The 14442-nt window shown below is 62.3% G+C and carries 14 protein-coding genes and 2 pseudogenes; 6 read left to right on the forward strand and 10 right to left on the reverse strand.

Features of this window, described 5'->3' with window-relative positions:
- Positions 1 to 172: 172 nt before the first annotated feature.
- The 3 genes from CIT31_RS25590 to yghU form a co-directional block, all read right to left on the reverse strand.
- Positions 173 to 2269 carry an EAL domain-containing protein gene (locus tag CIT31_RS25590; RefSeq protein ID WP_095520880.1) on the reverse strand — a complete coding sequence of 699 codons (2097 nt, stop codon included), beginning with the start codon at positions 2267 to 2269 and terminating at the stop codon, positions 173 to 175.
- Between the two features lie 532 nt (positions 2270 to 2801).
- Positions 2802 to 3542, reverse strand: a complete 741-nt coding sequence (locus tag CIT31_RS25595; RefSeq protein ID WP_029351343.1) for a sulfotransferase family protein — start codon at positions 3540 to 3542, stop codon at positions 2802 to 2804.
- A gap of 1087 nt (positions 3543 to 4629) precedes the next feature.
- Positions 4630 to 5496: a glutathione-dependent disulfide-bond oxidoreductase gene (gene yghU / locus CIT31_RS25605; RefSeq protein ID WP_095520882.1), complete on the reverse strand. Its 867-nt coding sequence runs from the start codon at positions 5494 to 5496 to the stop codon at positions 4630 to 4632.
- Between the two features lie 282 nt (positions 5497 to 5778).
- Between yghU and CIT31_RS25610 the strand changes: the two genes are divergently transcribed.
- Positions 5779 to 6681: a S1C family serine protease gene (locus CIT31_RS25610; RefSeq protein WP_095520883.1), complete on the forward strand. Its 903-nt coding sequence runs from the start codon at positions 5779 to 5781 to the stop codon at positions 6679 to 6681.
- Between the two features lie 45 nt (positions 6682 to 6726).
- Here the strand turns inward: CIT31_RS25610 and CIT31_RS25615 are convergent, their stop codons facing one another.
- Complete coding sequence (locus tag CIT31_RS25615) at positions 6727 to 7338, reverse strand: hypothetical protein (protein WP_095520884.1); 612 nt, start codon at positions 7336 to 7338, stop codon at positions 6727 to 6729.
- A 255-nt stretch (positions 7339 to 7593) separates the two neighbouring features.
- Between CIT31_RS25615 and CIT31_RS25620 the strand changes: the two genes are divergently transcribed.
- Together CIT31_RS25620 and CIT31_RS35925 are read left to right on the forward strand one after the other, a co-directional pair.
- Positions 7594 to 8193, forward strand: coding sequence for a YdeI/OmpD-associated family protein (locus CIT31_RS25620; RefSeq protein ID WP_095520885.1), 600 nt, complete (start codon positions 7594 to 7596; stop codon positions 8191 to 8193).
- 267 nt (positions 8194 to 8460) lie between these two features.
- Positions 8461 to 8587: pseudogene (locus CIT31_RS35925) on the forward strand (NAD-dependent formate dehydrogenase); the annotation flags it as partial.
- A 181-nt stretch (positions 8588 to 8768) separates the two neighbouring features.
- On the opposite strand, the gene minE reads toward CIT31_RS35925, so the two are convergent.
- The 4 genes from minE to CIT31_RS25640 all read right to left on the reverse strand — a co-directional run bounded on the left by minE (position 8769) and on the right by CIT31_RS25640 (position 11330).
- Complete coding sequence (gene minE / locus CIT31_RS25625) at positions 8769 to 9041, reverse strand: cell division topological specificity factor MinE (protein WP_029351320.1); 273 nt, start codon at positions 9039 to 9041, stop codon at positions 8769 to 8771.
- A complete protein-coding gene (gene minD, locus CIT31_RS25630; RefSeq protein ID WP_029351318.1) occupies positions 9038 to 9853 on the reverse strand; it encodes a septum site-determining protein MinD in 816 nt (271 codons plus the stop codon). The genes minE and minD overlap by 4 nt, the downstream gene beginning before the upstream one ends.
- Positions 9854 to 9965: 112 nt before the next feature.
- Positions 9966 to 10724: a septum site-determining protein MinC gene (minC, locus tag CIT31_RS25635; RefSeq protein ID WP_095520886.1), complete on the reverse strand. Its 759-nt coding sequence runs from the start codon at positions 10722 to 10724 to the stop codon at positions 9966 to 9968.
- Between the two features lie 162 nt (positions 10725 to 10886).
- Positions 10887 to 11330: a hypothetical protein gene (locus tag CIT31_RS25640; RefSeq protein ID WP_095520887.1), complete on the reverse strand. Its 444-nt coding sequence runs from the start codon at positions 11328 to 11330 to the stop codon at positions 10887 to 10889.
- A gap of 278 nt (positions 11331 to 11608) precedes the next feature.
- On the opposite strand from CIT31_RS25640, the gene CIT31_RS25645 reads away from it, so the two are divergent.
- The gene (locus CIT31_RS25645; RefSeq protein ID WP_029351312.1) at positions 11609 to 12322 is read left to right on the forward strand and encodes an SOS response-associated peptidase; all 714 of its coding nucleotides are present in this window, start codon (positions 11609 to 11611) and stop codon (positions 12320 to 12322) included.
- On the opposite strand, the gene CIT31_RS25650 is transcribed toward CIT31_RS25645, so the two are convergent.
- Together CIT31_RS25650 and CIT31_RS25655 are read right to left on the reverse strand one after the other, a co-directional pair.
- The gene (locus tag CIT31_RS25650) at positions 12319 to 12579 is read right to left on the reverse strand and encodes a hypothetical protein (protein ID WP_095520888.1); all 261 of its coding nucleotides are present in this window, start codon (positions 12577 to 12579) and stop codon (positions 12319 to 12321) included. The genes CIT31_RS25645 and CIT31_RS25650 overlap by 4 nt on opposite strands.
- A gap of 3 nt (positions 12580 to 12582) precedes the next feature.
- On the reverse strand, positions 12583 to 12843 hold the full coding sequence (locus tag CIT31_RS25655; RefSeq protein ID WP_095520889.1) for a hypothetical protein: 261 nt from the start codon (positions 12841 to 12843) through the stop codon (positions 12583 to 12585).
- A 136-nt stretch (positions 12844 to 12979) separates the two neighbouring features.
- Here CIT31_RS25655 and CIT31_RS25660 point away from each other — a divergent pair, with 136 nt between their 5' ends.
- On the forward strand, positions 12980 to 13159 hold the full coding sequence (locus CIT31_RS25660) for a hypothetical protein (protein ID WP_095520890.1): 180 nt from the start codon (positions 12980 to 12982) through the stop codon (positions 13157 to 13159).
- A gap of 521 nt (positions 13160 to 13680) precedes the next feature.
- Positions 13681 to 14409: pseudogene (locus tag CIT31_RS34690) on the forward strand (ABC transporter substrate-binding protein); the annotation flags it as partial.
- Positions 14410 to 14442 lie beyond the last annotated feature (33 nt).

The following is a 14442-nucleotide window of genomic DNA, read 5'->3' on the forward strand; positions in this document are numbered from 1 at the left end:
CGACGCTGGAACTNCTATCGCCCGCCGGGAAAGCCCTGACCAACTCGCAGTGTCGACGCTGGAACTGTTCCGGAGTTCTCGCGGCTTTTAGGCTTTCTCACCTTCGACCGACGCGAATCCGATCTCGCGCAATCGCTGGCCGTCCTGCAGCCTTGCACCCGGCGAGCGGATGCTATGCTCGCCGTCCAGCTGGCAAAGCCGCTTGCGCGCTCGCCCGTGCCACGATCGCTTGCAGCGGCTCCGGCCGGTGCAGTAGAAATCCCTGGCCGAAGGCAACGCCCATACCCCTGAGGATGTCGAGCGAAGCCTGCTCTTCGATCCTCTCCGCCACCACGGAGCAGCCGAGGCTTCTGGCGATGCCGGATATGGCCGAGACGATTTCGCGGTCGAAGCGGCTCTCCGCAATATGCTCGATGAAGGAGCCGTCGATCTTGATGGCGTCGACGGGAAAGCGCCGGAGATATTCGAACGAACTCATGCCCGCCCCGAAATCGTCGAGGCTGACGCGGCAGCGTCGCTCGCGCGCCTTGCGGACGAACTGTTCGGCAGCAGTGAAATTGGTGACTGCGGCGGTTTCGGTGATCTCAAAGCCGATGCCGGCATGCGGCGCCCCGGTCTCATCGATGACGGCGTCGACGAAATCCCAAAGCTGCGGATCGCTCAGGGTCTGCGCCGACAGGTTGAAGCCGAGCGTGAGCGCCCCTGACTTCAGCGCCGGACCATGAAGCGAGAGCGCCGTCCTGATGATCCAGCGATCGAGCCGCGAGGCTATGCCGAACCGCTCCGCCGCCGGGATGAACTCGCCCGGCGGGATCAGCCGCCCGTTGCGCCCGGCGAGCCGCGCCAGGACCTCGACATGGCGGCTCTCTTGCAAAGGTGTTCCGAGCCGATGGATTTCCTGGCCGAACAGTTTCAGCCTTCCGTCTTCCATGGCATCGACGGTGTCGGCCGCCAGCCGCGCCGCATTGAGACCGCTGGAACCCGATGTTGTCTCAGGGGAGAACACCGCGAAGCGATTGCGCCCGGCGGCCTTGGCCGCATAGCAGGCGTCGTCGGCGCAGGCGAGCGCGTCGGCCACCGCGGTATTCTCATCGGCGACAAAGGCGATGCCGATGCTGGCCGCGAGCTTGCGCGACGCCGCCGTCGAGCCGATGTCGGCATCGCGAACCGCCGCGAGAACGGCACCGGCGAGACGCTCGGCTTGCGCTGCGTCGCAATCAGGCACCAGCAGCGCGAACTCGTCGCCGCCGAGGCGCGCGGCATGCACCGACGGCAGCAGACAGCCCTGAATGCGCTTGGCGACGCTCTTCAGTGCAAGGTCGCCGGCGGCGTGGCCGGCGAAGTCGTTCAGAGCCTTGAAGTAGTCGAGATCGACGTAGAAGATCGCGAGCGGGCGCGCCGTTGCGATATGCTCGGCCAGCAGCCGGTCGAATGCAGCGCGGTTCAGAAGGCCGGTCAGCGCGTCATGGTGGGCCGCATGGGCAAGTTCCTGCTCGCGTTGCTTCGCCTCGGTGATGTCGCGCACCGTGCCCAGGATCTGGCCCGACGACTGGGCGTCGGCGATGAGCCGTATCAGCGATTCGACATGTCTGATTTCGCCGTCCCGCTTGATGATGCGGTATTGCACGGCGACGACCTTTTGGGTTTGCAGTGGCGCCAAGTGGGCCCGCTCGGCGTCGGCCCTGTCATCCGGATGCAGATAGCTGTGCCAGAGGTCTTGCGACACCTCGTCGGTTTCGGCGACAAGCCCGAAGATTTCCCGCGTGCGCTGGTCCCAGTAGCTTTTGCGTGCGGCGAGATCGTGATGCCAGATGCCGGTGCCGCTGGCTGCTAACGCCAGGCGAAAGCGGACGTTCACCTGCTCAAGCTGTGCTTCCGCTTGCTTCTGCTTGGTGATGTCGGTCTGGACGCCCATCAGCCGGAGCGGCCGGCCTTCCGCGTCGCGCTCCACCACTCCGCCGCGATCGAGAACCCATACCCAGTGACCGGATTTGTGTTTCAGCCTGAGCTCGGTCTCGATGGACTCGGTCAGCCCGGCAATGTGGCGTTCGCCGCTGGCCACCGCCCGCTCGCGATCGTCGGGATGCGTCAGTTGCAGCCAAAGGTCGCTTGTCTCGGCAAGCTCGCCCTGGCCATAGCCGAGCATCTGCGACCACATTGCCGAGTAGAAACAGTCGCCGGTCCTGAGATCCCAATCCCAGACGCCAAGATGCGCGCGTTCGAGCGCCAGCTCCCAGAACTCTCCGTTGCGATTCTTCTTGTCAGCCATGCCCCTTGGACTTCGCCTGCCCCATCGCGGCCATTGTGCGACAAAAGCAACGAAGAAACCGTTACTGCGCAAGGAGCCGGCGAATGGGCCCACAGGAGGCACGGCGGGGCGGTTGCTTCTCCGATGACAGGCACGTTGACCCCGGCCGGTCGCGACAACGAGGATGCGGAAGTCATCCGACCTAGCGCCTATGCGATCACCTGCAACTGGTTCCATGAGTTGAGGCTGTCCAGCGCTGGTGGGTTTTACCTCAGGGCAATCGCTTCAGCTTTGTGCTGCCCCTCATCTGCCTGCCGGCATCTTCTCCCCATAGAGTGACGAGGAGAAGGGGCTGGCCGCAACCTCGGCACGTTTTCTGCAACCGCTGGAGACTGGCGAAATCCGTGGCGAAGTGTCTTTCTCCCCGCCACTATACGGGGAGAAATGCCCGGCAGGGCAATGAAGGGCGGCGCCGTTATCGACAGTGGTCAACCCAACATCCGGTTGGAGCCATTTTTGTCTGAAGCGATTGCCCGGCGTTATCTCCTGGCCACTATCCCAGCCACCACCAAAGCCCGCCCAGCACCGCCACCACCCCGGCGATCGACAGGCCGAGCATGATGTACGATCCCTTGATGACGTCGCGGATCACCTTCTTGACGCTTTCGCGGTCATTGAGGTTCGGGAACGGCTCCTGCGGTTCCGCCACGCCGAGAAAGCGGCACAGCGGCCCCCAGCCTTCGGTCACCGTGAACACCAGAAGCTTTTCCGCCGGCACGGCTGCCTTCACCTCCTCGGTGTAGGCGTTGTAGCGCGCGATCGCCCGCTCGCGGTCGTCCATCACGCCGGCCAGTACACGGCCCCAGATCAGCTTGCGCGACATGTCGCCGAATTTTCGGCCGAACGGCGTCAGCCACTCCAGGATCTTGAACTGCCAGAGGTTCTCGGTGAAGTAGATCGTATCGATCGTGCTGTCGTACCAGCCTGCGGCGCCGCGCGGGTGAAGCGTCAGCAGCAGCTTGGCGTCGGGGTATTCGGCCAGCAATTCCCGCCACACGCAGCAGCCGGGATTGTCGACCGTCGCCGTGTAGTTGGCAAACACCCGGTCCCAGTCGTGCGGTGTGCCGGGCTTGCTGTTCGCCACCTTGCGCCAGAAGTCGAGGTGGCCCTTGTTGGCCTTGTTGAGGATCACTTCCTGCATGTGATAGCAGGGAAAGCCGAGCCTGTTCAGCGCGGCAAAGGTCGACCATGTGCCCGTGCGTCCAAATCCCGCGCCGATTACCTTGAGCGCCATGTAATCCCCCTTGGCCCCATTCTCCCCTGGACTGATATTCTTGTTTTGTGGCAGTCCGCAAGCCCACGTTGCGCCCAGCGCACCCGGCGCGCAACCACTTTCCATCGTGCCTCCGCAATAGGTCTGCTCTTTCTGAATGGAACAGCACGGCGCCAGGATGCATCTCAACCAGAGGATGCATTAAGCATGTGCACACCTCTGATCCATTTGCCACTTGCGCAACCATTGAAAGGGTGAAAACGTTGGTCCGGGGTAAATGGGCAAGGGTGGCCGTCGCGGCTGTTAGAAGCTCCGGGACGGCTTGGAAAAGCGATGAATTTTCCACAGTTCCTGGTGGGGATGACCACCGCGTCATTCGTCGTGGCGCTCTCGACTTTTTTGGCAACGGGTTCAATCTGGAAGGCGCTGGGCTGGACGGTCCTTACCTTGATCGTTTCGCAGGTTGGATATTTCTTGCTCGTCGTCCAAGTGATCTACAGAGCCGGGCGAAAGACACATAGGTGATCCGCGACCGCGAGTGCTGGACCGACGAGACGGTATGCGGTTTTGGCGCGTGTCGAGATTCAGGTTACGCGCCGGCAGAATATCGATTTGCTTAGATCATGATGCGACCGAAATAGATAAGATGGTCTAAGCCTTTTGAAAGCGGACTTGTTCGGTTCTGGGAATGTGCATTGGACGTTCCGTTACTTTAGTGAAGCAGTATATATATCCGGATACATATGTCTGGTGTTGGCAGCACGGAAGCCTGCCTGTGGCTTGTGCAATAGGACAGGCTTGAGGGCGATCGCTGCCCTTTTCGGTCATCCTAACGGTATGGATTCCTAGGTCTGCGCTCCCGCTTCGCCCTAGGATGACGAACGGGGGAGTGTTGTTCAGCCAATCTCGAAGTTAGCGATTTGCCATCAACCGCCACGCGGCGACGCAACTCCCAATCTTCACCGTCCGCGATTGGCCTTAAGCAGTGATGTCTTCGTCATCCTAGGGCGAAGCAGGAGCGAAGCGACGTCGCGGAGACCCTAGGATCCATGTGGTCGAGAAGCGCGGCGCCGGACGTGTCCGGCCCCACGCGTCTGGCCAAAGCCGCTCATTCGGCCGCCAGCTTGTCCTGCGTCTTGGTGTCGAAATCGCTGGCGTCGTGGCGCTCGTGCAGCTGCATCGCCGGCTCGCCGAAGGCGCGGTTGACCATGCGGCCGCGCTGCACCGCCGGCCGTGCGTCGATTGCTTCGGCCCAGCGCTGCACGTGCTTGTATTCCTGCACCGAAAGGAAGGTGGCGGAATCATTGTACTGCCGGCCCTTGGCCAGACCGCCATACCACGGCCACACCGCCATGTCGGCGATCGTGTAGTCGCTGCCGCCGAGATATTCGGTTTCGGCCAGCCGCCGGTCGAGCACGTCCATCTGGCGCTTCACCTCCATGGCGAAGCGGTCGATGGCATATTCGATCTTTTCCGGCGCATAGGCATAGAAATGGCCGAAGCCGCCGCCGAGATAGGGCGCCGAGCCCACCTGCCAGAACAGCCACGACAGGGTCTCTGCGCGCGCCGGCTGCTCGGTCGGCAGGAATTCGCCGAATCTTTCGGCCAGATGCACCAGGATCGAGCCGGATTCGAAGACGCGGATCGGCTTTGGCCCGCTGCGGTCCATCAGCGCCGGGATCTTGGAGTTGGGGTTGACCTCGACGAAGCCGCTGCCGAACTGGTCGCCGTCGTTGATCCTGATCAGCCAGGCGTCATATTCGGCACCTTTGTGGCCGAGCGCCAAGAGCTCCTCCAGCATGATCGTCACCTTGACGCCGTTCGGTGTCGCCTGCGAATAAAGCTGCAGCGGATGCTTGCCGACCGGCAGCTCCTTGTCATGCGTCGGGCCCGCGATCGGCCGGTTGATGCTGGCGAAGGCGCCGCCATTTTCCTTGTTCCAGGTCCATACTTTCGGCGGTGTATATCGGTTCATCTTGGGAGGCCTTGTGTTGTGAGCGGGGAGCGTCTTGGGGAGGATCAGCTTGCGCGATGAGAGAGGGAGGGTGGGGCAGGTTCGTCTACACTTAGATACAGGTAGTGCGGTCGCCAGGAAGTTCAACTTATGTTGAACTATTGCCGATGCCGCGCGCCCCTTCTCCCCAATAGGCCCCGAGGGAGAAGGGCTAATCGATGCCCTTGCGCCCCGTCACGTGCGCCATACCTATAGGAATATCGGGCCTTGCCGGCCCACGCATCGCTTGCCGGGATTGAGAGCATGACCATCGATACGATTTTGCGGTCCATCGTGGCGGTGCGCGCCTCGATCCCCGACGACGCCTTCACCGCCAACGCGCTGGGCACGAGCCGGGAAGGCAGCGGCGTGGTCATTCGCGATAACGGGCTGGTGCTCACCATCGGCTATCTCATCACCGAGGCGGAAGAAGTCTGGCTGACCGACCATAACGGGCGCGTGGTTCCCGCCCATGCGCTTGCCTATGACCAGGAATCGGGCTTCGGCCTGGTGCAGGCGCTGGCCCCGCTCGGCCTGCCCGCCGTGGCTTTCGGCGACGCGGCCAGGGCGATGGCCGGCGACCCCGTGGTGCTTGCCGACGGCATCGGCCAGGCTGTCAGGGCGCACATCGTCACCAAACAGGAATTCGCCGGCTATTGGGAGTATCTCCTGGACGAGGCGATCTTCACCGCGCCGGCCCATCCGTCATGGGGAGGTGCGGCACTCATCGGGCAGGACGGCAGGCTGCTTGGCATCGGTTCGCTGCGCCTGCAGATGAGCCGCGCCGGCGAGATCGCCGACATCAACATGGTGGTGCCGATCGACCTTCTGCCGCCCATTCTCGACGATCTCCTGACACGTGGCCAGGTTGCCAAGCCACCGCGCCCATGGCTCGGCGCCTTCTCCGCCGAAAGCAATGGCGAGGTCGTGGTGATGAGCGTCGCCGAAGGCAGCCCCGCCGCCGAAGCCGGCTTGCGCCAGGGCGACATCATCTCGGACGTCCGCGACGGCGAAGTCGACGGGCTCGCCGATTTCTACCGCAAGCTGTGGCAGAACCCGGCGGGCGCCGAGATCCCATTGCGGGTGGTGCGCGACGGCCGCGAAACCTGGCTGCGCGTCAAGTCGGCCGACCGCAACAACTTTCTCAAGAAACCGCAGCTGCAGTGAAGCAGTCCATACCGGTCAGATCTTCGTGATGCGGGGGCGCTGCCCTCACTCGCCGCAGGCGCTGAAGCCTGTTCCAGGGTTCCACTCAGAAAAGGCAATGACCTTGCCTCCCACCGCCACGGTCTTCTGCTTTGTGGTGCCATCGGGCTGCATCTTGCTGCTTTTGCCCTTGCCGGTCAAAACATCGTAATCGCAGTCGCTTGCGACATTGTCTTCAAGATTATCGTGATAATCATAGGCAAAGCCGGCGACGATGAAGACGCCGTCGCGGTAAGCGAGCGTCAGCGTCTGGTTGGTCCGGTTGCTGCCGACCGGCATCGCCGGCAGATACAGTTTGATCGAGCCGTTGGGCAGTGCGGTCAGCTCCGGCTCGGTGTCGGAGGCCTCGTAGCCGGAGCGGTCGTAACCGTTCCACTCTCCGAGAATCTGGTCACGCACGATGCCGGCAGGACGCAAAAAGTTGTGTTCGCGATCCCTGAGAAAGAAATGCATGTCCATCGGTTCGCTTGGCTGGGTCTCGACGATCATCGCCAGGTCGACGGCGCCGTCGCAATTCCAGTCGCCGGTCAGCGCGGTGATGATCTTCTGGGTTTCTATTGGTTCCGCCAGGGCCACGGTTGGCGCCAGCAACATCAGGCCGAACAGCATCGCTCGCATGTCCACATCCCCCAGTTGAGGCCCGCCGAGCCTATTATGGGCCGGTTCTGTCAGGACGGTGTTACATCACGATGGGAAGAACCGCCATGGGCGCCGCGGGACGGAGGAGGCGGACTGGCAGCTACATCCACCTGTTGACGCTTCCCCGCTGTTGCACCATCCAGACGGATGCGGCGGCGCAGAGGGAGGAACGATGGCTGAGGCATCCGATGAGCGAGCGCGGGGTGTCACCGGACCACCAAGGCAGGCCGGTTAATGCCGCCGGTCAAGGTCGACCCTGAAAAAGTGCGCGAATTCGGCGATGCCGAAAGCTTCTACACCTGGCTCAGCAAGCACCACGACACCGAGACAGAAGTCTGGATCAAGATACACAAGGTCGATTCGGGGCTGCCTTCGATCACGCCCAAGCAGGCCATCGACGTCGTGCTGTGCTGGGGTTGGATCGACGCCGTGCGCAAGGGGCTCGACGACAAGAGCTATTTGCAGCGCTACACGCCGCGCGGCAGGAAGAGCACCTGGAGCCAGATCAACGTCGACAACGTCGCCCGGCTGATCGAGGAAGGCCGGATGACCGAGCACGGGCTGAAACAGGTCGAGGCAGCGAAGGCCGACGGTCGCTGGGCGCGCGCTTACGGAAGCGGCAAGGACATGAAAATCCCCGGGGACTTGCAGGCGGCCATCGATGCCGAGCCCAAGGCGAAGGCGATGCTGGCAACGCTCAGCGCACAGAACCGGTTCGCGCTCGCCTTCCGCATCCACAACATGAAGACCGAGGCCGGGCGCAAAAAGAAGATCGCCGCCTTCGTCGAGATGCTGAAACGCGGCGAGACGATCTACCCGCAAGGGAAGAAGTGAGGTTTTGTGGCTGGCGCCACCGCGGCAGTGGCTGCAATGGCAGCCCGTCGTTCGTTACGCCCAAGGTCCGAAGAGCAACGCGGCACCGTTGCCTGCCGCTGGCCTTGAAGCCACGTCCGGCTCCTCCATCTAATTCGCAATAGCGCTTTCCCAGGAAGCGCTAAGAGTTGCTGGCCTCTGACAAACCAAAGTGGCCGCCCGTTCGTTTTGGCGGGCAGCCTTAACAACCGAGCGTCTTCCTCGTTGACAGACGAAGGGAGATCAAAAATGGCAAAGGTCGTTTGCGCCCTCTATGACGATCGGTCGACGGTTACCCGTCAATTATGCGCGGGACGGGCTACCGAAGCTCGACCGCTATCCAGGCGGCCAGACACACTTCCCACGCCCGCGCGCATTCCTATAGCGCAGGCGACGCCTCAAGCGTTTCGGAGGAGGCGGCGCGCTTCAAGGCCAAGGCGTGAGCCAACAGGCCTGAGCCAGGTGGGATCAGGTCTGCGCAGGTCGAAAGCGACAGCTCGCGGAGCGCCGCGCGGCGCCGGAGTTTTCCGGCGCTTCTCTGGCCGCAACACTGCCGCTCAGGCCGACATGGCCAATGGCCTTGCGCTCTTGTTGGGGATCTGGATGTCGATCTCCAGCGTCGACATCGTCTCGCCGCGATCCATCGAGACCTGCAGGTAATCCTGGTCGATCTGCACATGCCTGGCGATGACGGCCATGATCTCCTCGCGCAGCACCGAGACGAGATCGGGCTGGCTGCGGTTGCGGCGCTCATAGGCGAGCAGCACCTGCAGCCGCTCGCGCGCCACCGGCGCGCTGCCGCGCCGCTTGAAGAGGTCTAACAGGTTCATGCTGCCCTCCTTCCAAAAAGCCGATCGAGAAAGCCCTTGCGCTCGAACGGCACGACGACCGGCAGTTCCTCGCCCTCGAGCCGTTTGGCCGCCTCGATATAGGCGCGGGCGGCGGAATTCGTCGGATCGCTGAGCGTCACCGGCGAACCGAGGTTGGAGGCCTTGAGCACATCCTGGCTTTCGGGAATGATGCCCAGGAGCGGCGTCGACAGGATTTCCAGAACGTCGTCGATCGAGAGCATTTCGCCACGAGCCGCGCGGGCCGCATCATAACGCGTCACCAGCACGTGCTTGGCGATCTGTTCGCCCCGCTCGGCCTTGACGGTCCTGGCGTCGAGCAGGCCGATGATGCGATCGGAATCGCGCACCGAGCTGACTTCCGGGTTGGTGACGATGACCGCCTCGTCGGCAAAGCGCATGGCAAGCTGCGCGCCGCGCTCGATGCCGGCCGGACTGTCGCAGAAGACGTAGTCGAACACCGAGCTCAGCTTTTCTATCACCTCGCCGACGCCCTCCTCGGTCAGCGCATCCTTGTCGCGCGTCTGCGAGGCCGGCAGCAGGAACAGCGTCTCGACCCGCTTGTCGCGGATCAGCGCCTGCGAGAGCTTGGCCGTTCCCTGGATGACGTTGACCAGGTCGAACACCACCCGCCGCTCGGCGCCCATGATCAGATCGAGATTCCTTAAGCCGACGTCGAAATCGACCAGGGCCACCTTCTTGCCGGTCCTCGCGACCGCGGCACCAAGGGCGGCAGTCGAGGTCGTCTTGCCGACGCCCCCCTTGCCCGAGGTGACCACCACTACCTTGCCCATATATGCCTCCATTATTGTTGTTGGTATTGTTAAGCGTCTGATTTAGGAGATCCGCTTAAGTGCTTGTTTCATATGCATCACAAAAATATTGCGCACCTTTGGCCGGCATTGCTTAGCTGAACGGCGCGATGCGCAGCGTGTCTTTTTCGAGAAACGCCTGGACGGCTTTTCCACGCAAGGACGGCTCCATCTCCTCGGCGGTGCAATACCAGCCGTCGACCGACAGCAGCTCGGCCTCGTTTTTGCGGCAGAAGATGCGCGCCGCCGAATGGCCGAGCACCCCGGCAGACGCCCGCCCGCGCAGCGTGCCGTAGACATGGATGGAGCCGGCGGCGACGATCTCGGAACCGGAGGCGACGGAGCCCAGCACGATGACATCGCCATGCGCGTGGAAGACCGACTGTCCCGAGCGGATCGGGGTCTTGACCATCAGGGTGGCCGGCGGTTCCGGCTGCCTGTCTTCTGGCTTGCCCTGTTCCGCCTTGCCTTCTTCCGGCTTGCCCGCCTCTTCAGGCCTGCCCTTGCTGTCGGCCTGCATCAGCAGCCCGGCGGTGGCCTCTTTCGCACCGATCAGCACGGGCGGCAGATTGGCCTCGAGCGCCGTGTTGCCGTCGAGCTCGATGGCGTAGATGCGGATGCCGCGCAGGCCAAGCTCAGCGACCAGCGCTTCGATCCGGCCGACCTCAGGCTTCAGCGTGTTGAGGTTGAGCACCACCGGCCGGCCGGCGAAATAGCCCGGTGAATTGCCGATCCAGCGATCGAGGCTCTCCAGCCACTCAGAAAGCGGGGCCTCCGGCGTCAGCGTGAAGGCGACGAACGAGCGGGCGCGAAAACGAATGGATTTGGTCTCGACGGGGGCGGCGAAGGTCACGGACAGCGATTCCTTACTGATAGGTAAACGCTAGCCAGCCATGGTTAACGAAAGGTTAACGGAGGGGGTATTCGCGACATTAGGAAAGCTGACTGGCCCGGCTGTGTCAGCAGCCGATCGGGCAGCGCTGGAAATTGCTTGCCCTTCTCGACACCTTGCTGGCTAAGTGCCCTTTGCTGCGTCCTCAATAAGTTCCGCTAGCAAGGTAGAGAACCGCTCGTCAGTCCTATCCCCTATGTTTCCCACTTCTCTTGCCACCATCCCGGGCGAAGAGACCGACACTTGCCCACTCAGCTGAACGTTGACCGTGAACGTCCTTCCGACTTCCTCCTTCTCCACGCCCTGCTTGCAGTAGACTTTGAACCGGATAGATGGTGTTGACGCTTTGGCTTGGCGGCGTGGCGCGGTGTCCATCTCGACAGTCACCTCGCCCGCCACTTCAGCCTTGGCCGCCTCCAACGACGCAACCACGACGTGGTTTAGCCAGGCCCTGGCTTGCGCGCCGAAGTCCACCACACCTGCCTCGGCCTTTTCATTGCGGACCTTCCCCTCTTGCTCACGGGCTTCCTTCCCGCGCTCAAGGGCTTCTTTGAACTTAGACATCATGGTTTGCCTCCGATTGTAAGCGCATGAGACCAGGCGTCACATCCCGATGCTCCTCCTAATGGGTAGAACGCGCACAATCGGCGTCCGTTGCGTAAGCGGAGCCCGCGGTTCGCCGCCGCGCACGGTAGTTTCCTTCTGGCGCGGTCGATCGCCCGGGTGGCGGCGGTGATCGCGGCGCTGTGGTGGTGGCTGGGGTAGCGTGTCAGCAGCCGAGCGGACGGCGCTGGAATTTCCCTGCCCTTTCCCACAAGATGCCTGAACATCCCTGAGGGCTCGACATGTGCAACCTCTACAACATCACCACCAGCCAGGAGGCGATCCGCCAGTGGACACGCGCCCTGCGCGACATCCTCGGCAATCTCGAGCCCTCCATCGACATCTACCCCAACCAGCCCGGCCCGGTGGTGCGCAACGCGCCGGACGGGACGCGCGAGCTGGCCAACCTGCTGTGGGGCATGCCGACGCCGATTGAGCGGGTGAAGGGCAAGGCCGACTACGGCACCACCAACATCCGCAACCCGCAATACGGCCACTGGCAGCAATATCTCGGCGTCGAGAACCGCTGCGTGGTGCCGCTCACCAGCTTCGCCGAACCGAGCCCGGCGCCGGGCGACAAGGACCCGGATACCGGTATCCAGAGGAACTACTGGTTCGCGCTGAACGAGGAGCGGCCGCTGTTCTTCTTCGCCGGCCTGTGGACGCGCTGGCAAGGCGTGCGCAAGGTCAAGGACGGCCCCGGCGACTTCGAGCTTTATGGTTTTCTGACCACCAAGCCAAACGCCCTGATCGCGCCAATTCACGAGAAGGCCATGCCTGTCATCCTGACCACCCAGGAGGAAACCGAGACCTGGCTGACAGCGCCGTGGTCGGAGGCCAGACACCTGCAGCGCACGGCACCCGACGACGCGCTGGTGATCGTCGACAAGCCGGCGACGCAGATCAAGTTTCCGCCGCAGGCGTCACAGGCGCCCGTACAGGGTTCGCTGTTCTAAAGCTTGAACTTCTGCAGCACCCAGATGTAGCCCTTCGGCGGGTGGTCCTGGTCGATGAACTGGGTGCGCACGGTAGTGTCCTTCCGGCTGCACCGTTTGCACCTGAACCTGATCGCTTCCAGCGGCTTGTTCCAGCCCACCACCTGCGCGACATCATTGGCCCTGAAGCGTCCCACATGGTAGCAATGGCCGCACTCGACGATCAGCAGCATGTTGGCCTTCGCGGCACGTCCAACGCTGTCCATCGCCCCGGCCATCGGTCATTTCCGGGCCAAATAGTCCTCGGGAAGCGGAAGCAGGCCAAGATCCGGCATCCGGAAATCGGGCTCCTTGTTCGCTAGGCTGGCCATCACCTCATGCAATTTGTCGACAAGTCCGCTAAGCTGCCAATACAGCTCGCCATGCGCCTTCAGATGCAGCTGCGACGAAAGCACCGTCCTGCGCAGGCTCAGAGCGTCCCTGATGATCGCCTCCGCATCCCTCGTCGACAGCCTGTCAAACCGGCTTTTTCGTCTGCCCATCGCGGCTCTCCCTAATTTGTGAGTAACCGCCCCACCTGCTGACAAATAGGAAGGGATTCCTCACGGAGTCAATTCACACTTGACATATTTGTTCCCGTTTTGTTCAATTTGAACAGAAACATTTGGAGGCATCTCCATGGACCACATCGTGACGCTCGACAGCCGCCAGGAGGCCGCCCTTCAGGCCATCGCCGACAGGTTCATCGCCCGGCACAAGGGTGATGCGGTGAGGGCCCTCAAGGAAATGATCGTGCTGAATGGGCATTTGCAGGAGCGGCTCGACGCGGTTGAGGGATCGCGGCGGGCGACGCGCTAGGCGCTCAGAGATGACGGCAGCAGGACGCGTGTTCAATCGTGCCGTTCGAATGTCAGCTTAGCGCCAACAACTTCGTTTGATGCGATATCGGCGAATGACGGTTGTCGACGCCATTTTCTGACCTTCGCGCGGTCGAAACGGGGTCATGTGCGTCTCTTTCGCGCTTTCCGCCCAGCAGCTAGTGGTGTCGCTTTCTGAGTGGATCAAATAGCGCTATATTTGGGCACCAAGTGCTCGATGTAGGGAACGACTTTTTTGGATGAGCAGCCCCGGCGAAGCGTGAAATTCGCATCATTTGGGAATGGTTCCTGACATCGGCTGCCGTCCGAAACCGATCAGGTGGATCCAATGCGTCAAGGGTACTTCGCTCTTGCTACCTGCTGGCACTGTTCGGTGGACCGTTTGCGGCCAGCCCTGGGCTGGCCGCAACTGTTCCGCATGTAGGCCTTCTCACCTATTGGGACTGCAGCCCGGGTATTGTTCAGGGCGAATTCGGACCGTTTCTCAAGGGGCTCGAGGAACTGGGCTATAGGAAGGGCGAGACCTTTGCACTCGAGTGCCAGGCGGCCGGCAAGAATTACGACAGACTTGCCGAAGCGGCGCGCAAGCTGGTGCAGCTTTCTGTGGACGTGATCGTGACAAGCTCTCAACCGGCGGGACGTGCAGCCCACCAGGTGACGGATTCGGTCCCGATCGTATCGATCGTCAGCGGGGATCCGATATCCGCTGGCCTCGTCGCCAGCCTCGCCAGACCAGGCGGCAATTTTACCGGGGTGAGCTACTATGCGACCGAACTTACTGCCAAGCGTCTGGAACTGCTGAAAGAAGCAATTCCGGGTATCGTCACGATCGGGGTTCTGGCCAACCCGGACGTTTCCTATTTGCCATTCGAGGCTGATGCAATGCGCGCGGCCGAAAAGCTCGGCATTGGCGTGAAGCTTCATCACATCAGGCAGCCGGCGGACCTCGATGTCGCAATCCCGGAAATGAAGAAAGAGAGCGTGCAGGCAATCTTCGTCCTGCCCGACGTCATGCTCGCCGGCGAGGCGGCACATATCGCCGATCTGGCACTCGAGCAGCGGTTGCCGACGATGGCATGGGCTCCGTGGTATCCGCGAAACGGCTGTCTGCTTGCCTATTCCGCGGATTACGCGGAGATGCTGCATCGGCTGGCTTTCTATGTCGACCGGATTCTCAAGGGAACGAATCCCGGCGATCTTCCGCTCGAGCAACCGACAAAGTTCGAGCTGTCGATCAATTTGAAAACGGCCAATGCCCTCGGC

Origin of the sequence: Mesorhizobium wenxiniae, from assembly GCF_002284535.1 — a bacterium.
Classification (GTDB): Bacteria; Pseudomonadota; Alphaproteobacteria; order Rhizobiales; family Rhizobiaceae; genus Mesorhizobium; species Mesorhizobium wenxiniae.